General features: G+C 67.6%; 13 protein-coding genes. 1 reads left to right on the top strand and 12 read right to left on the bottom strand.

Annotation, left to right across the window (positions count from 1 at the left end; all coding sequences use genetic code 11):
- Nucleotides 1-96 precede the first annotated feature (96 nt).
- Entirely contained in the window at nucleotides 97-1,251 is a 1,155-nt protein-coding gene (locus C8J39_RS03110) for a DUF1501 domain-containing protein (protein ID WP_120299240.1), read from the bottom strand.
- Between the two features lie 2 nt (nucleotides 1,252-1,253).
- Nucleotides 1,254-2,795, bottom strand: coding sequence for a DUF1800 domain-containing protein (locus tag C8J39_RS03115; RefSeq protein ID WP_120299241.1), 1,542 nt, complete (start codon nucleotides 2,793-2,795; stop codon nucleotides 1,254-1,256).
- Nucleotides 2,796-3,010: 215 nt separating this feature from the next.
- Here C8J39_RS03115 and C8J39_RS03120 point away from each other — a divergent pair, with 215 nt between their 5' ends.
- Nucleotides 3,011-3,304, top strand: coding sequence for a hypothetical protein (locus C8J39_RS03120; protein ID WP_056486630.1), 294 nt, complete (start codon nucleotides 3,011-3,013; stop codon nucleotides 3,302-3,304).
- 200 nt (nucleotides 3,305-3,504) lie between these two features.
- Here C8J39_RS03120 and C8J39_RS03125 read toward each other — a convergent pair whose 3' ends face one another.
- The 10 genes from C8J39_RS03125 to C8J39_RS03170 all read right to left on the bottom strand — a co-directional run bounded on the left by C8J39_RS03125 (nucleotide 3,505) and on the right by C8J39_RS03170 (nucleotide 16,783).
- Nucleotides 3,505-4,671 (bottom strand): deoxyguanosinetriphosphate triphosphohydrolase, encoded by a 1,167-nt coding sequence (locus C8J39_RS03125; RefSeq protein ID WP_120299242.1) that lies wholly within the window; start codon nucleotides 4,669-4,671, stop codon nucleotides 3,505-3,507.
- Nucleotides 4,668-6,836 (bottom strand): tetratricopeptide repeat protein, encoded by a 2,169-nt coding sequence (locus C8J39_RS03130; protein ID WP_120299700.1) that lies wholly within the window; start codon nucleotides 6,834-6,836, stop codon nucleotides 4,668-4,670. Before C8J39_RS03130 ends, C8J39_RS03125 begins: the two co-directional genes overlap by 4 nt.
- Nucleotides 6,837-7,089: 253 nt before the next feature.
- The gene (ftsZ, locus tag C8J39_RS03135) at nucleotides 7,090-8,667 is read right to left on the bottom strand and encodes a cell division protein FtsZ (protein WP_120299243.1); all 1,578 of its coding nucleotides are present in this window, start codon (nucleotides 8,665-8,667) and stop codon (nucleotides 7,090-7,092) included.
- 113 nt (nucleotides 8,668-8,780) lie between these two features.
- Entirely contained in the window at nucleotides 8,781-10,043 is a 1,263-nt protein-coding gene (gene ftsA / locus C8J39_RS03140) for a cell division protein FtsA (RefSeq protein WP_056051322.1), read from the bottom strand.
- 1 nt (nucleotide 10,044) lies between these two features.
- Nucleotides 10,045-11,007 (bottom strand): cell division protein FtsQ/DivIB, encoded by a 963-nt coding sequence (locus C8J39_RS03145; protein ID WP_120299244.1) that lies wholly within the window; start codon nucleotides 11,005-11,007, stop codon nucleotides 10,045-10,047.
- Complete coding sequence (locus tag C8J39_RS03150) at nucleotides 11,004-11,942, bottom strand: D-alanine--D-alanine ligase (RefSeq protein WP_120299245.1); 939 nt, start codon at nucleotides 11,940-11,942, stop codon at nucleotides 11,004-11,006. The genes C8J39_RS03145 and C8J39_RS03150 overlap by 4 nt, the downstream gene beginning before the upstream one ends.
- A complete protein-coding gene (gene murB, locus C8J39_RS03155; RefSeq protein WP_243649704.1) occupies nucleotides 11,939-12,907 on the bottom strand; it encodes a UDP-N-acetylmuramate dehydrogenase in 969 nt (322 codons plus the stop codon). The genes C8J39_RS03150 and murB overlap by 4 nt, the downstream gene beginning before the upstream one ends.
- Before the next feature lie 140 nt (nucleotides 12,908-13,047).
- A complete protein-coding gene (gene murC, locus C8J39_RS03160; protein ID WP_120299246.1) occupies nucleotides 13,048-14,466 on the bottom strand; it encodes a UDP-N-acetylmuramate--L-alanine ligase in 1,419 nt (472 codons plus the stop codon).
- A complete protein-coding gene (gene murG, locus C8J39_RS03165) occupies nucleotides 14,463-15,605 on the bottom strand; it encodes an undecaprenyldiphospho-muramoylpentapeptide beta-N-acetylglucosaminyltransferase (protein ID WP_056060230.1) in 1,143 nt (380 codons plus the stop codon). The genes murC and murG overlap by 4 nt, the downstream gene beginning before the upstream one ends.
- On the bottom strand, nucleotides 15,602-16,783 hold the full coding sequence (locus tag C8J39_RS03170) for an FtsW/RodA/SpoVE family cell cycle protein (RefSeq protein WP_060526809.1): 1,182 nt from the start codon (nucleotides 16,781-16,783) through the stop codon (nucleotides 15,602-15,604). The genes murG and C8J39_RS03170 overlap by 4 nt, the downstream gene beginning before the upstream one ends.
- Between the last annotated feature and the right edge of the window lie 40 nt (nucleotides 16,784-16,823).

The following is a 16,823-nucleotide window of genomic DNA, read 5'->3' on the forward strand; positions in this document are numbered from 1 at the left end:
TAGCTTCACGATCGATCGCCGACGGTCGAGGATATGGGTCCCCGCCTCCGCGGGGATGACGAACGGGATGGGCGGACGACGAGCGGGCGCTGACAATTACGCGCGCACCAGTCCCTCGATCGCCGCCGCCTTCGCGCTCGCCGGAAACAGCGCGGCCATCGCGCGCGCGGGCTCAACGCCAAAATGCGATGAGACCGCGCCGCCGATGAACGCGTCTAGCTGCATCGTCGGTTTCAGATCGCGGGCTTCGTAGAGCGCGGCAGGGGCGAGACCGGGCCAGTCGGATACTACGCGGCCGCCTTTCACGGTGCCGCCGAACAGCATCGCAGACGTGCCCGTGCCATGATCCGTCCCCCCGGTGCCGTTCACCGCTACCGTCCGTCCGAACTCGGTCGCGACCAGCACCATCGTATCCGCCCATAACGGTCCCAGCCCCGCCTGCAGCGATGCGACCATCGCGTCGAGGCCCCTCAACTGCGCGGTCAGCCGGCCGCGCTGGCCGGTGTGCGTATCCCAGCCGCCGGTCTCGATCATCGCGATCCGTGCGCCGGTGTCGGGCTTGAGCAGCCGCGCGGCGAGCGCGCCGATCGCAGCCGCATTGCGCCCGCCGTCCTGCGCAAGATCGCTGGTGAGTTGCCGCGTCGCCATCGCCTCGCTCCACAGGCCGTGCAGTTGCTGGTCGCCGTCGTAAAGCATCGCGACGCGTTGCAGCAGGTCGTCGGACGCGTCCGGCAGGCTCGACGGTGCATAGGATGCCACCTCGCGCCGCCCCCGCAACGCCATCGGCACAGTCGCCGCGACCGCGATCGCGCGCGCCTCGTCCGCGGGCAGCACGCCGAGCAGCCGGTTGAGCCAGCCGTCGCGGACCTGATACGCACTCGCGCCCCCCGTCTCGAGCACGTTCTGGCCGTCGAAATGCGAGCGATCTCGGTAGGGCGAGGCGATCGCGTGCGCGAACAACGCCTGGCCCTGCGTGTAGAGCCCGGCACTCGCGGTCATCGCCGGATGCAGCGTAAACATGCCGTCGAGCTTGGCGCCCGTCGCAAAATCTGCCGCAAGATCGCCGCGGACGCCTGCAAAGGCCGGATCGCCGACCGCGCCGATCGTCCCGAGACCATCGGCCGCGCCGCGCTGGATGATGAACACGAACCTTTTGTCGGTCGCCGCACGCGCGAAGGCGATGCGCGGCGCGAACGCGGACGCCAGCACGCCGAGCGTACCGGTCGAGAGTAAGGAACGTCGGTCGAGCATGACTATCTCCGCAGCGATTCTGGAGCGACGAGCAACAGCGCGAGCGCCTGGGCCGGGCTTTCCGCGCGCGCGAGGCCCTGCGCGGTCGTGGGACTTAGCGAGGCGGGGAACAGAGTCGGCGCCAACGCCCGCGCATCGACCGGCCCGGCGCGCGCCGCGAACCGCTCCGCCGCGTCGACGCGCCGCATGATCGCATCGGGCCCGGCCCAGGCTGCGGCGACGTCGTCATACCCGATCGGCTGCCCCGGCTGCCAGATCGGCTGGCCGAGCTGGTTCATCATCCCCACCGTGACGCCGGGCTGAATCGTCGACGTACCAAGCGCGCGCTGGGTCGAGACATACCATTCCCAGGGCGACTTGAACTTCACCGGCCGGGTCACCCAAGCCTCGGGCGACGCAACGAGCGCGCGGTACACCGTCGGCAGGTCACCGCCCGATTTCAGGAACGCCGCCTTCAGCCGCGCGACCATCGCCGGGGGCGGCGCATCGCCCGCGAAATGCCGCGCGAGCTTGGTCGCGATGTGCGTCGCGGTCGCCGGGTGGACGGCTAGGTCGGAGAGCACCGCCTGCGCCTGCGCCTCCCCCGCCGCGGGATAAAGCTTGCCCATCACCGTGCGATCGCCGGGCTGGTGAACGTCGTCGAGGAACAGGAAGGCGCCCGCGCGCGAATCGTCCTGGATGCGCGCACCGGGACCACGGCCGATACCCGCGACCGTCCAGCCGGTCATCGCCCGCGCGAACTCGGTGACGTCGGCCTGGCTGTAGCCGCTGCGGACGCCGAGCGTGTGCAGCTCCATGATTTCGCGCGCGAGGTTCTCGTTCAGCCCGGTGCGGCGCCGGGTCTTTCGCACCGCGAACGGACTGTCCGGGCCGATCGACACCGCCTGGTCGAGATACAGCAACATCGCCGGATGCCGCTCGACCGCGTTCAGCATGTCGGCGAACTTGCCGAGCACATGCGGGCGGATCGCCTCGAACTCCATCGGCCCGGCGAGCGCCATCACCTCGAACTTCTCAGTCGAGACCGCGAAATGGTTCGCCCAGAAATGCACGAGGCGCTCGACGAACGGTGCCTCGCCGGTGAGCGCCGCCATCGTCCGTGCCGCGACCGCCGCGCCGTATTCGCTCCGGCTTTGCTTGCCGATGACCTGCCGCGCTTCCTGTCGTGCGGCCGCGCCTGGATCGATCGCCGCCGGCGCCATGGGGCCCTGAGTCATGCCGGGGGGCGCAACGCCCGCCGACACGGGGGCAGGGCTCATCGCACCGGACATGATTGGGGCGGCGGCTGCGGGTTTCACGTCCGAGCCGCCCGCCGCCTTCGGCTTACGAGGACCGAACTGATCCCTGATCGCCTTTTCCTGCGCGTAATAGGCGATCAGCCCTACCGAGATGCTGGCCGTCGCCGGTGCGTTCGCAAGTACAGCCGGCCGTGCTTCGAACCGTTCGGACTGCGCGAGCACCCACTTCGCCGGATCGCCAGCGACGCTATCCCCTGGCCTGGCGCCGAGACCGAACCGATTAAGTGCGATACTGGAAGCAGACACGATGCTTCTCCTTCGACGCCGGATTACGCGCCAAATGTCGTGGAAGTATGTCGGCGTCGTCGCTCGTCGCACGGGCGCGGCTATTTACCGTTGCAATGGGCGCAATCGCGACGGATGGGTTTGCAATTGCAACTGATGCTGCAGCGCAATATTTCCGTGACTCGAGAGTTGGGTGAAGACCTGATCCGGCTCGACTCACCTCGGGAGACACGATCATGCGCACGACCATCAAGATCATTGCAGCAGCAGCGGCGGCCCTCACCTCGACGATCGGCATGGCCGCCGACGGCAAGCAGAGCTTCGTCCACGAGGGCAGCACCTACGTCTATACCTCGACGCAGGACCATGGCCGCCAAGTCATCGACGGCCGTCGCTATCCGTCGGGCCAGAAGTTCCACCTGATCGTTCGCGGCGACCGCGTATCGGGTGTCTCGGCCGGCGTCCCGGTCGCGTTCAAGACCAACGAAGCCAATGGCGCGGCTGGCGGCATTGCTTCGGTTACGCGTTGAGCTAGTTAGCTTTTGAAAATTGCAGCGGCGGTCGGACCTCGGTCCGGCCGCCGTTTTGCGTTGTGAGGTAATCCTCCCCCGCAAGGGGGAGGTGGCGCCGAAGGTGACGGAGGGGGAGGAAGCACAACGGCGGTTTCGCGTCCTCCCCCTCCGTCTGGCAAATGCCAGCCACCTCCCCCTGGCGGGGGAGGATCAGTCGCTCAGAATCCTTCGGGCAGATCGATCGGGCCGACCAGGTCGCGATAGCGCGATACAGCGTACCGGTCCGTCATCCCGGCGATGAAATCCGCGATGTGGCGGCTGCGATGGGGGTCTTCGGTCGGCAGCCGCTCGCGCCATTCCTCGGGGATCGTCAGCGGGTCGTCGCGATAGACCGCGAACAGCCCGGACACGATTCCGTGCGCCGCATCCGCCGCCGCGAGTTGGCGCGGGTGATGATAGAGGTTGGCGTACATGAAGCGCTTCAGATCGCGCTCCGCCTCGCGCATCTCGGGCGAGAAGCCGACCAGGCACTGGCCCACATCGCGAACGTCGTCGACGCTGGTGACGCCGCTCGCCGCGATCCGCTGACGGGTTTCTGCGATCAGGTCGTTGACCATCGTCCCGATCTGCGTGCGGACGAGCTCGCCGACCAGGCGCTTCGGCTCGATATCGGGAAAGCGGCGGCGCACATCGTCCCAGCCGCGTGCGACCAGCGGCACCGCGAGCATCTGGTCGAGCGTCAGCAGCCCTGCGCGCAAGCCATCGTCGATGTCGTGATTGTCGTAGGCGATATCGTCGGCGATCGCCGCGACCTGCGCTTCGAGGCTCGAGAAACTGGTCAGCGCGAGTGGGTATTCCGCGTCCGCCGTCGCCAGCGCCCAGCCCGGATGCCGCACCGGGCCGTTATGCTTGGCGAGGCCTTCAAGCGTTTCCCAGGTCAGGTTCAGCCCGTTCCACATCGGATAGGGGCGCTCGATCGTCATGAGCGTGCGCAGCGTGTGGCCGTTGTGATCGAAGCCGCCTTGCCCGTTCAGTGCCGCCTTCAGCGCATCCTCACCGGCATGGCCGAACGGCGGATGGCCGATGTCGTGCGCGAGGCACAGCGCCTCGGTCAGGTCCTCATTCAGCGCCAGGGTGCGCGCGATCGTCCGACCGATCTGCGCAACCTCCAGGCTGTGCGTGAGGCGGACACGGAAATGATCGCCGTCGGGCGCCATGAACACCTGCGTCTTGTGGCGCAGGCGACGGAAGCTGATCGAGTGAATGATCCGGTCGCGGTCGCGCTGGAACGCGTCGCGGGGGCCGCGAACGGACCCGTTCTGTTCCTCGTGAAGCCGCCCTTTGCTGCGCGCCGGGTCCGATGCCCAGGGCGCGCGGTAACTCACTTCGCTGGCAACTTCGTTATGATCTCGCCCGCATCGCTGGTGAAGGTGAACGTCGGGACGCCTTCCTTAGCGAGCTGATTGACGAAGGTGCGGGCTTCCGAATCGGTCTTGAACGGGCCGGCGAGGACGCGGTTGGTCGCCTTCCACGGCGCGGTCCAGCCGCCGCGAGCGCCGAACACGGTCGGTGCCTTGGTCTTCGCCTTCTTCCACGCCTTGGGCAGGTCGCCCTCGGTCGCGCCGGTCGACACCTGCACCCAGGTCCGCGCGGGATTGGCGCGTGCGATCCGCTTTTCTTCGGCCGCGGCCTTGTCGGCGGCGAGCTTCTCGGCAGCGGCAGCCTTCTTCTCGGCAAGCGCCCTCTTGTCGGCGATGGCCTTTTTCGCCGCGGCCTTCTTGTCGAGCGCGGCCTTCTTGTCGGCGGCGAGCTTGTCCGCAGCCAGCGTCTTCGCCGCGGTCGCCTTGGCCGCTGCGTCGCGCTCGGTCTTAACCTTTGCCTCGGCCAGCACGCGCTCGGAATCATCTGAGACCGGGATCGCGGCTGGCGTCACGACCGGTGCGGGATGCATCGGCGCGACGTCAAGTTCGGACGCAGGAATCGACAGGCCCGCGACGATCCGCGCGAGGATCGAGTCCTCGCTCGCGGCGACCGCGTGGGTGCGTGGCGACGATGTGCCGGCTACCGGTGCGAGCGTGGACGAACTGGTGAAGCCGGGCGTCGGCGTCTCGGCGCTGGCGCTCTGCGCTGGGGCGACCTGCTGAACGGGCGCCTGCTGTATCGGAGTCTGTAGCGGCGAAACCGAGGGCGCCGCCGTCGCCGACGCTGCGAGCGCATTCGCCGCGCGGGTCGGATCGGTTCGCGCCTGTCCCACCGGGATGGCCGCCATCTGCGTGGCTACGCTCTGCGGAAGCGTACCCGTCGTCGATGGCGCCGGGACGGTACGAGCGACAGACGATGGGCTCGGCTGGATAGTGGCCGAGACTACCGAGTTCGTTTCCGCAGCCGGATTGGTACGAGTGCCCTGAGCCGCAACGTTCGGTGCCGAATAGCTTGGTTGCGAAGGTTGGACAGTACGCGCCGGAAGCGGCTGCACCGTCTGCATCGGCGCTGCTGCGAGCTGGACGGGGGCAGTGTACGGGGTCCGAGCCGGAACCGTCGTCAGCGTACGTGGCGCGGTGGTCGTCGGCGGGACCGGTGCCGACGTCGTCACGGGTACTGGTGTTGACGACGGTCGCGTCACCGCTGCCATCTGGACACGGTCGCGGCTCGATCGGCGATCGCGCTTGTCCTTCTTGCCGGTTGTCGCAGCGACTGCGGGTTGCGGCGTTACGGCTGCCATCATTACCGGCGCGGTCGGATCTGCGGCTAGAATGCCCAAGGGTGGCGCCATCCGTGCATCCGCGAGGCGTGCCGGCGTCGCGTGGACTTCACCGAAATGTACCGCAAAGGCGCGGTCGCTTGCCGGCAGGTTGGGCAGGCGTTGGAAAAAGGGTTGCAGGCCTTGCGCCGTGCCTGCGGGCATCATCGTGGTTGCGATCTTCTCCGCGCCGGCGACGTCGCCGTTCATCGCGAGGATGAAGGCGCGGGATCGCCATGCGCCACGATCGCTCTTGAGCAGGAGCGGGTTGAGTTGCTGGATCGCGAGATCGGGCTTTCCGGAGATGCCGAGCGACAACGCATAGCGACGGGTAGTCTCGTCGTCGGGCGCATCGCGGAGTGCCACCCGGTAGTCGCGCTGCGCCCGGTCCTGCTGGCCGATCAGGTCGTAGGCGAGGCCGCGATCGGCGGCGAAGTTGCGCGCGTCGAGGCCTAGGCCTTCCGCCTGCGCGTAGTAGCGTAGCGCTTCGCCGGGACGCTCGGATCGGACGAGGATCGATGCCATCCCCGCCTTGGCGCGACCATCGCGCGGGTTCACCTTTTCCGCGCGCGCGAACAGCGCGGCCGCACCGCTGAGATCGCCCAGGCCCATCGACAGGTCGCCGGCCTTGATCAGCGCGTCGATGTTGCGGGGGTTGCTGGCGAGTTGGCGCATCACGTCGCCGAGCTTGTCCGCGTCGGTCGTGCCGGGGATCGCCTGGACGACGGCTTGCGCAGACGCGGCGGCTGGCACGGCCGCGAGCACGAGGGCCAGCGCGGCGGTCAGGAGATGATGGGAGGACCGGGTCATGAGGATCATCTGTCTAGACGCCAGCCCGACCGAACCGGCAATGTCTCGCACGCAACGGCGCGGCGAACTGGGCTGGGGCGGCGACGAATGCAGGGTTTTGCGTGCTCAAGCGCGGTAGCCTGCTTGCGTGCCCTCGCCCTTTGCCGCCTTCGGCGTCTCTCCCTCTCCCGGTGGGAGAGGGATTTGAGCCGCGGCAGCTTGGCCGGGAGGACAAATTGTCAGGAAGGTATTGAGAAGCCTCGGCTATTCCGGCTTACTGGTTGTTCTGGCGATGTAGAAAGCGCGGGATGTCGAGCGGGTCCTGCGGAGTCGCCTCGCCGTCTTCCTTCGCAGCACCGCGTGCCGCATTCGACATCCGCTCGAACAGCGTACCGCCGAGCTTCACGCGCGGTGCGGCCGGCACCGCCTCGGGGGCAGCCTCGGCACCCGGAGCGAGCCAGCGACGACGTGCACCACCTTCGTCAGCAGCCGGCGTCGGCACCGGAACAGCCGGCGCGATCGGTGCGCGAGCGGGCGGCACCGACGATGCCGACGCCGGACGCGCGATCGGACCGCGGCCGTAAGGCTCGTCGCCATAGGTGCGCGGCGCGGGCGCAGGCTGCGGCGCAGGAGCAACCGGCGCAGGTGCGGCCTGCGGCACCATCGTCTCGGCACCGAGCACCAGCTCGTCATCCGACTTCGACGCGGACGGCTCGACTTCCGACGACGCGTTCAGGTCGAGCGGCTCTTCGTCGGCGGACGACGCAGCAGGCGCGGCCGACGAAGCGGCAGGCTCGCTCGGACGGAACGACGTATTCTCGTCGGTCTTGCGCGATCCGAAGCTGAACGAGCGGGTTGGCTCGGGTGCAACTTCCGGCGGACGCGCATCGGCGTCGATCCCGGTCGCGACGACCGAAACGCGGATCTTGCCTTCGAGCTCCTGGTTGAACGCCGAACCCCAGATGATGTTCGCATCGGGATCGACCAGGTCGCGGATGTGATTCGCGGCTTCGTCGACTTCGAGCAGGCGCATGTCGTCACCGCCGGTGATCGAGATGATGACGCCCTTTGCGCCGCGCATGCTGACGCCTTCGAGCAGCGGGTTCGAGATCGCCTTCTGCGCAGCTTCGAGCGCGCGGTTGTCGCCGCTTGCCTCGCCGGTGCCCATCATCGCCTTGCCCATCTCCTGCATCACCGAGCGGACGTCGGCGAAATCGAGGTTGATGAGACCCGGCATCACCATCAGGTCGGTGATGCTGCGGACGCCCTGCTGGAGCACCTCGTCCGCCATCGTGAACGCTTCCTTGAAGGTCGTGTTCGCGTTGGCGATGAGGAACAGATTCTGGTTCGGAATGACGATCAGCGTGTCGACATACTTCTGCAGCTCGTCGATGCCGCCCTCGGCCGACTTGGCACGACGGTTGCCCTCGAATGCGAACGGCTTGGTCACGACGCCCACCGTGAGTATGCCCATGTCGCGCGCCGCCTTGGCGATGACCGGCGCTGCGCCCGTACCCGTGCCGCCGCCCATGCCGGCGGTGATGAAGCACATGTGCGCGCCTTCGAGCATCTTGGCGAGCTGGTCGATCGTCTCTTCGGCGGCCGCGCGACCGATCTCGGGACGGCTACCGGCGCCGAGACCCTGCGTGATCTTGGTGCCGAGCTGAATCCGCTGCGGTGCGGTGGACTGCTTCAACGCCTGCGCGTCGGTGTTCGCCACGAGGAAGTCGACGCCCTGGACGTCGGCCCGCATCATGTTGGCGATCGCGTTGCCGCCCGCGCCGCCGACGCCGATCACCGCGATGCGGGGGGCCAGATCGTCCACTTCGGGACTAAGGAATTCGATGCTCATCGCCGTTCTCCGCACAACCCGGTAGATACGCTACGGCCGGGCCCCTGATTAATCTGTCTGCACCAACGTCACGGCCTGTTCCAGCCGAAATAACGCCAGCGCCCTCGAAACTCTTAATAATTCGCGCGTGCCGCCTGAATCAACTTGCGCATCATGCCCATACCCTTTGGCCGATGCACCGTCGTCCGCTGCGGCGCGAGCCCGCGAAGGTCGATCGGGTTGGTCGCCGCATAGAAAGCCAACCCCGCTAGCGTCGCGAACGCCGGTCCGCCATGCGCTTCCGGCAGCGCGGTCAGACCACGCGGTCGACCGATCCGCACCGACCGCCCAAGCGCCTGTTGCGCATAGTCGGCGATGCCCTTCAGCTCGGCACCACCGCCGGTCAGCACGACCTGACGCCCGACCGGCCCCTCGAACTTCAGCTTGGTGAGCGCATTGCGCACTTCACCCATCTGATGCTCGAGCCGCTGGCGGATCACGCCAATCAGCTGCGCCTTGGTGATCTGCGCGCCCTCGCCCGCGCCGTCCTCCGCGGAGATCGGCATGACCGGGATCATGTCGTGATTGTCGCGCGGCGACGCATTCGCCGAGCCATGGAAGCACTTCATCCGCTCGGCATTCTGCCGCCGCGTGCCGAACGCGCTGGCGATATCATCCGTAATGTCCTGCGCACCGATCGGGATCGAGGTCAGCCCGACCAGCATGCCCCCTGCGAACAGCGACACGTTGGTGATCCCCGCCCCCATCTCGACCAGCGCGACGCCAAGCTCGCGCTCCTCGTCGCTGAGGCAGGCGAGCCCGGTCGCGACCGGCGAGGCGATGATCGACTTCACTTCGAGATGCGCCGACCGCACGCAGAGATCGAGGTTGCGCACCGGCGAACCATCCGCGGCGACGACATGGATGTGCACCCCAAGCCGGTCGGCATGCAAACCGAGTGGCGTCTTCACCCCCGTCAGCCCGTCGAGCGTATAGAGCGCCGGCTGCGCGTGGAGCACCATGCGGCCCTGCGGATCGATCGAGTTGCGCCCCGCGGCGAGCAACGCGTCGATATCCTGCTGCTCGACACGGTGGCCGCCCAGTTCGAACTCGACCTCGGCGACGTCGGACACGAGCCCGCCGGCCGAGAATCCGACCCAGACATTCTCGATGTTGATCCCGGCGATCCGCTCGGCCTGCTCGACCGCCTCGCGCACAGCCGCCTCGGTCGTCGCCATGTCGGCGATATAGCCGCGCTTGACGCCGCGGCTCTCGCGCTGCCCGGTGCCGAGCACGATCAGCTCGCCGCCGTCCCCCTTCTGCGCGATCATCGCCGAAACCTTCGACGACCCGATATCGAGCGCCGTGATCAGCCCTTCCGGTGCCACCTTAGCCATGTCATCCCTCCCCGCCCGTTACGTTCGCGCCCGCCGTTTGCGACGGAGTATTCGCAGTCTCGCCTGCCGTTGGCACGCTGGTCGGTGCTGGCACGTCGACGCTGTGCGCCAGGCTCGCGCCCGGCTTGCGCGCGACCAGCTTGGTCGGATCGCGCATGTCGAACCGGATCCAGCCGCGCCCCAGCAGCGGCCTCGCCCCATCCAGTTCAGCGAACTTCACCAGCGCACGAGGTGCACCGTCTTCCGGCAGCGCCAACGTCTCGCCGCTCTCGAACGTCAGGTCCCAGCGCCGATTACCGACCCAGGTCGCCGCCTTCACGCGCGGCTTCAGCGCAGGCGCGGCGGCGAGCAGCGTCTGGTACGACGCCTCCTGCCGATCCGCGCCCGGCCCGATCACCAGCGGCAAGTTCGGGATCGCGTCGGGCTGGACCGGCTCCAGCAGCACGCCGGACGAATCGATCAGCGTGAGTTGGCCATTGTCCTGCCATACCGCCGCGGGCGTGCGCTCGACGATATCGACCAGCATCGTATTCGGCAGCCGCCGCGACACATGCGCGTCCGCGATCCAGCCATAGCGCAGCAGTTTCTGCCGCACCGCTTCCAGGTCGACCGACAGCATCGACGTCTGGTTCTGCTTGTCCTCCAGCGCGACCGCATAGACCGACATCCGGTCCATCCGCTTGAGGCCCGTCACCTCGATCTGCTCGACCTTGAAGCCAGCGCGCCCGGCGCCCTCGGCCACCGCCGCGCCGATCATGCCGGGAATGCCGACCCACGTCGCCGCCGCGATCGCCACCGCGCCGCCCGCGCCGAGGATCGACCACGTCGCGATTTTCCGAAGCGTGTCCTCGCTGACCGGGAGCATCCCGACCAGCCGGTCCATCGCCGACACCTTCTTGACCGCGACTTTACGCCGCGGGGCGGGCCGCTTGGGCGGCGGACCGCGCTTGATCGTGCGGCTCATGGGGAAGGATGATCCTGAAGCGCCTCATCGACGATCGCCTGGACCAGCTCGGCATAGCTCATGCCGATATGCCGCGCCTGTTCGGGCACGAGGCTCAGCGGCGTCATCCCCGGCTGCGTGTTCACCTCGAGCAGGAACAGCCCGTCGACGCCGCGCTCGTCATCCCAACGGAAGTCCGACCGCGACGCGCCCTTGCAGCCGAGCAACCGGTGCGCTTCGAGCGCGAGGCTCTTGCACGCGTCGGTGATCTCGTCGGGAATCTCCGCCGGGCAGACGTGAACGGTCATTCCGTCGGTGTATTTCGCGTCGTAATCGTACCAGCCGCTCTTGGGCTTCAACTCGGTCACGCCCAGTGCCTTGCCGCCGAGCACCGCGGTCGTCAGCTCACGCCCACGAATATACGGCTCGGCGAGCAATTCCTCGAACTCTCCCCACGGCCCGACGCTGTCGCGCGAAATCGGATTGCCGTAATTGCCGCTGTCGGTGACGATCGCCACGCCAACCGAGGAGCCCTCGTTGACCGGCTTCAGCACGTAGGGCCGCGCCATCGGATCGCTCTCGAACAAATCCGCCGACTTGACGATCCGCCCACCCGGCATCGGCACGCCCGCGGGCACGAGCAGCAGCTTGGTCAGCACCTTGTCGATCGCAATCACCGACGTGGCGAGGCCGGAATGCGTGTAGCGCAACCCCATCAGATCGAGCAGCCCCTGCACTGAACCGTCTTCCCCCGGCGTCCCATGCAGCGCGTTGAACACAAGATCAGGCTCGGCCTCGGCGAGCTTGGCGGCAACATCCCGCCCCATATCGATCCGCGTAACCCGGTGCCCGAGCGACTCCAGCGCGTCCGCACAGCCGTTACCCGACATCAGCGACACCTCACGCTCCGCCGACCAGCCGCCCATCAGGACCGCGATGTGAAGTGGCGCGCTCACTGCTCCCCTCCCGCCTGCGGGAGGGGTCGGGGGAGGGGTTGATGGGAGATGCCGGTATCCAGACCGCCCTCCCCCGCCCCCTCCCGCAAGCGGGAGGGGAGGTACTCACCAACCCGCTGGATTTCCCATTCCAACGTCACCCCCGAATGCGCCTTCACTCTATCCCGTACCTCTTCACCAAGCGCCTCGATCTTCGCGCTCGACGCGGACCCGAGATTCAGCAGGAAATTGCAATGCTTCTCACTGACCTGCGCGTCGCCGCGAGTCAGCCCCCGACACCCGGCCGCGTCGATCAACGCCCACGCCTTGTGCCCCTCGGGGTTCTTGAACGTCGACCCACCCGTGCGCGAACGGAGAGGCTGCGAAGCCTCGCGCTCGGCGGCGATCCGGTCCATCTCCGCACCGATCACGGCTGGCTCGCCGGGCGTACCGGAGAACACCGCTTCGACCACGACTGCGCCCGCGGGCAGGTCCGAGTGACGATAGGTGAACCCGAGTTTCTCCGCGGACCAGACTTCGACCGAACCCTCCCGCGTAACCACGGTAGCCTCGACCAGAATATCGCTGACATCCCGTCCATAAGCGCCAGCGTTCATTCGAACCGCACCCCCGACTGTTCCCGGAATCCCACGCAGAAACTCAAGCCCGGCAATGCCAGCGTCCCGCGCGGCGCTGGAAACGGTAATCCCCATCGCCCCTGCCCCTGCTCGCACGCGGCCATCCTGCACTGAAACCTTGGCCATTGCCTTGGGAAGCCTCACCACGACGCCCGGCACACCACCGTCCCGCACGATCAGGTTCGAGCCGACCCCGACCGGCAGCACCGGCGTCGCAGGATCGAGAGTCTTCAGCAACCCCGCCAGATCCTCGACATCCGCAGGCCGCACCAGCCACTCCGCCGGGCCACCGGTACGAAACCAGATAAAGTCCGCCAGACTGCCGTTAGCCGTCAGAGACCCACGCAAATCCTCCCCGGCACGGGGAGGGGGACCGCCAAAGGCGGTGGAGGGGGCGCTGCCAGAAGCGTTACGCTCGTGGACGCCCCCCTCCACCATGCCTTGCATGGTCCCCCTCCCCGTGCCGGGGAGGATTTGCGACGCGCCACTCACGCCAGCACCTTCCCGCGTTCGGCAGCGATCGCATCGGCCAACCCGGCCGCCCACTTCGTAATGTCGCCAGCCCCGAGGCAAACGACCATGTCGTCAGCCTCGATCGTCGCCGCCAACTCCACCGCCAGCGCATCCGCATCCGCGACCACACCCGCGAACCGGTGCCCGCGCCGCTTCAACCCCTCGACCAAAGCCGCCGCATCGACACCCTCCACAGGCGCTTCACCCGCCGCGTAGACCGGCGTCACCAGCACGCGATCCGCATCGTTGAACGCAGTCTGGAAATCCTCCATCAGATTGCCGAGACGCGAATACCGATGCGGTTGCACGACCGCGATCACACGACCCTTCACGCCCTCGCGCGCTGCCGCCAGCACCGCGCGGATCTCCACCGGGTGATGGCCGTAATCGTCGATGATCGTCACGCCGTCGACTTCGCCGACGTTGGTGAAGCGCCGCTTCACGCCGTCGAACTTGGCGAACCCCTGCTGGATCGTCGCGTCCGCAATCCCGAGTTCCAGCGCCACCCCGATCGCCGCCAGCGCGTTCTGCACGTTGTGCCGCCCCGGCATCGGCATCTCGATTCCCGCGATCGTCCGCGTGGCGCCATCACGCGCGCGCACCACGCAATCGAAGCGGTTGCCGCCCGGGATCGGCGTGACCTCGACGCCGCGCACATCCGCCTGCGCCGAGAAGCCGTACGTCACGACCCGGCGGTCACGCACCCGCGGCAGGATCCCCTGCACCTCCGGATGATCGAGGCACAGCAGCGCCGCGCCATAGAATGGCACGTTCTCGACAAACTCGACGAACGCATCCTTCACCGCGTCGAACGAGCCGTAATGGTCGAGATGCTCGGGATCGATGTTGGTGACCACCGCGATCGTCCCGTCGAGCCGCAGGAAGCTGCCGTCGCTCTCGTCCGCCTCGACCACCATCCAGTTGCTCGCACCCAGTCGCGCGTTCGAGCCGTACGAGTTGATGATCCCGCCGTTGATGACGGTCGGATCGACGCCGCCGGCATCGAGCAATGCCGCGACCATCGAGGTCGTCGTGGTCTTGCCGTGCGTACCCGCGACCGCGACGGTCGACTTCAGGCGCATCAGTTCGGCGAGCATTTCCGCCCGCCGCACCACCGGCACGCGCGCATTGAGCGCCGCCTCGACCTCCGGGTTCGAACGCACGATCGCGGTCGACACTACCACCACCGCGGCGTCGCCGATGTTCGACGCCGCATGGCCGATCGCGACCGGGATGCCCTTGTCGCGCAACCCCTGCACGACATAGCCCTCGGCGACGTCCGAGCCCTGCACGCGGTAGCCGAGGTTCTTCATCACCTCGGCGATGCCCGACATGCCGATCCCGCCGATCCCGACGAAGTGGATCGTGCCGATATCCGTTGCGACGCCCTTCATGCGAACTGCGCCTTGGGCTTGGAGGGCACACCGACCGGAATGCGCGACAACGGTGCGTCTAGGCTCTCGACCAGATCCGCCAGATCGCTCGCCGCGTTCGGCCGCCCGCAACTGCGCGCACGCCCCGCCGCGTTCTGCAACGCCGCCGGATCGAGCCCGAGTTTCTGCATCTGCTTGGCCAGTTCCACTGCGGTAAAGTCTCCTTGCGCGATCGTTCGCGCACCGCCCGCCCGCGTGATCTCGCGCGCGTTCACGGTCTGGTGATCGTCGGTTGCGCCCGGCAGAGGCACCAAAATCGCCGGACGCCCCGCCGCGGTAAGTTCCGAAATCGTCGAAGCGCCCGCACGTGCGATGACCAGATGCGCCCACGCCAGTTGCTCGGGCATATCGGGCAGATACGTCGCCAGCTCGGCCGGAATATGATGCTCGGCGTACTTGGCGCGAACCGCGTCGATATCCTCGATCCGCGCCTGATGCGTCACCTGCAACCGCCGCCGGAACGTCACCGGGAGCATCGCCAGACCATCGGGCACGACCTGCGACAGGATGCTCGCTCCCTGGCTCCCGCCGGTCACGAGCACACGGAAGATCCCGTCCTCCTCTAGCAGCGGATACGGTCGCGAGCGCAACGCCAGCACCGCCTCGCGCACCGGATTGCCGACCAGATGCGCCTTGCCCAGCAGCTTCGGCGCGAGGCGCTCGGTCGGCTCGGACGAGGTCGCGATCGCGTCGACGCGCCCCGCGACGAAGCGGTTCACGCGCCCCAGCACCGCGTTCTGCTCGTGCACCGCAGTCGGAATCTTGTCCGCGAACGCCGCGAGCAATGCCGGCAATGCAGGATAGCCACCGAAGCCGATCACCGCGGCGGGCTTGAACGTCCGGTACAGCTCGCGCGCCATCGCCCGCCCGCGCCACATCTCCCGCGTGGCCCGCGCCCAGCCGAGCGGCCCGCCGGTAAAGCGTCCCGCCGGCAGGACATGCGTCTGGATATCCTCGAACAGCCCCGGAAACCGCACGCCGCGCGCGTCGCTGACCAGCGCGACACGGTGGCCGCGCTTGGTCAGTTCGGCCGCGAGCGCCGCTGCCGGGACCATGTGTCCCCCGGTCCCACCGGCTGCGAGGACATAATGCTTACTCATTCACCACTCCAGCGGACGACATAGGGGCTCCGCGTGAGAAACGGATTGCGCCGGGTAAACGCCAGCAGCAACCCCATGCCGACCGACAACGCGATCATCGACGATCCGCCATAGCTGATGAACGGCAGCGTCATACCCTTAGACGGCGCGAGGCCGGTGTTGACCGCCATGCTCACCAGCGCCTGCGCGCCGAACTGCGTGGCGAGGCCCGCGGAGGCGAGCAGCTTGAATTCGTCCTGCTCGTCCAGCAACTTGACGAACACGCGCACGACGATCGCCAAGAAGATCACCGCGATCACCGAGCATGCGATCAGCCCGAATTCCTCGCCGATCACCGAGAAGATGTAATCGGTATGCGCCTCGGGCAGCCCAAATTTCGCCGCACCCGCGCCCGGCCCCGTCCCGGTCCAGCCGCCCGCGGTCAGCGTATTATGCGCCGCATTCGTCTGGAAATGGTCGCCTGCGCCCTCGCCCTCGACGCCGGGAAACAGGAACGCATCGATCCGCGACCGCGCCACGCCGTAGAAGACATACGCGGCGATCAGCCCCGCCGGCGCCATAGCGACGAGGCCGAGCATCACCTTGGCCGGCGTCCCCGCGATCATCAGCAGCGCCATCCAGACCGAGCAGAAGATGATCGTCTGGCCGAAATCGGGTTGCAACATCAGCAGCACCGCGACTCCCGCAGTCATCGCGCCGGTGATCAGCACGGTCGGCAGCTCGGCATCCTTCGCACGCAGCGACAACAGCCACGCGACCGTGACGATGAACAGCGGTTTCAGGAACTCAGAAGGCTGGAACTGCGCGAACCCGACGCCGAGCCATCGTCGCGCACCGTTCGCCTCGACCCCGATGAATGGCGTCACCATCAGCATCAGCACGAACAGCGCGCACCCGCCGATCGCCATCCGCCGCGCCATCGACACCGGCATCATCGACACGCCGAACAGCACCGGCAGCGAAACGCCGACCCACATCAGCTGCCGCCAGAAATAGTAGAGCGGCGCGATCTTGTGGTGCTCGCCCGAATAGCGGACCGCGCTCGCCGGCGACGCCGCCGCCACCGCGATGAGGCCGATCGCGATCAGGAACAGCGTCAGCAACAGCAGCATCCGGTCGATATCCCAGAACCATGTGCCGAGCGGCGACTGATCGCCCCGCCCGCCGCGCCGCTTCATCTTCGCGACGATGCTGGTCTTCGGTGTGCCCATATCAATG

It is taken from the genome of Sphingomonas sp. PP-CC-1A-547 (assembly GCF_003610375.1).
In the GTDB taxonomy this organism is placed as follows: domain Bacteria; phylum Pseudomonadota; class Alphaproteobacteria; order Sphingomonadales; family Sphingomonadaceae; genus Sphingomonas.

What these genes read in the sequence shown, in the direction of transcription:
- C8J39_RS03130 (WP_120299700.1), bottom strand. Translation starts at nt 6,836, where the DNA reads ATGACCCGGTCCTCCCATCATCTCCTGACCGCCGCGCTGGCCCTCGTG.
- ftsZ (WP_120299243.1), bottom strand. Translation starts at nt 8,667, where the DNA reads ATGAGCATCGAATTCCTTAGTCCCGAAGTGGACGATCTGGCCCCCCGC.
- C8J39_RS03110 (WP_120299240.1), bottom strand. Translation starts at nt 1,251, where the DNA reads ATGCTCGACCGACGTTCCTTACTCTCGACCGGTACGCTCGGCGTGCTG.
- C8J39_RS03120 (WP_056486630.1), top strand. Translation starts at nt 3,011, where the DNA reads ATGCGCACGACCATCAAGATCATTGCAGCAGCAGCGGCGGCCCTCACC.
- C8J39_RS03145 (WP_120299244.1), bottom strand. Translation starts at nt 11,007, where the DNA reads ATGAGCCGCACGATCAAGCGCGGTCCGCCGCCCAAGCGGCCCGCCCCG.
- murG (WP_056060230.1), bottom strand. Translation starts at nt 15,605, where the DNA reads ATGAGTAAGCATTATGTCCTCGCAGCCGGTGGGACCGGGGGACACATG.
- ftsA (WP_056051322.1), bottom strand. Translation starts at nt 10,043, where the DNA reads ATGGCTAAGGTGGCACCGGAAGGGCTGATCACGGCGCTCGATATCGGG.
- C8J39_RS03170 (WP_060526809.1), bottom strand. Translation starts at nt 16,783, where the DNA reads ATGAAGCGGCGCGGCGGGCGGGGCGATCAGTCGCCGCTCGGCACATGG.
- murC (WP_120299246.1), bottom strand. Translation starts at nt 14,466, where the DNA reads ATGAAGGGCGTCGCAACGGATATCGGCACGATCCACTTCGTCGGGATC.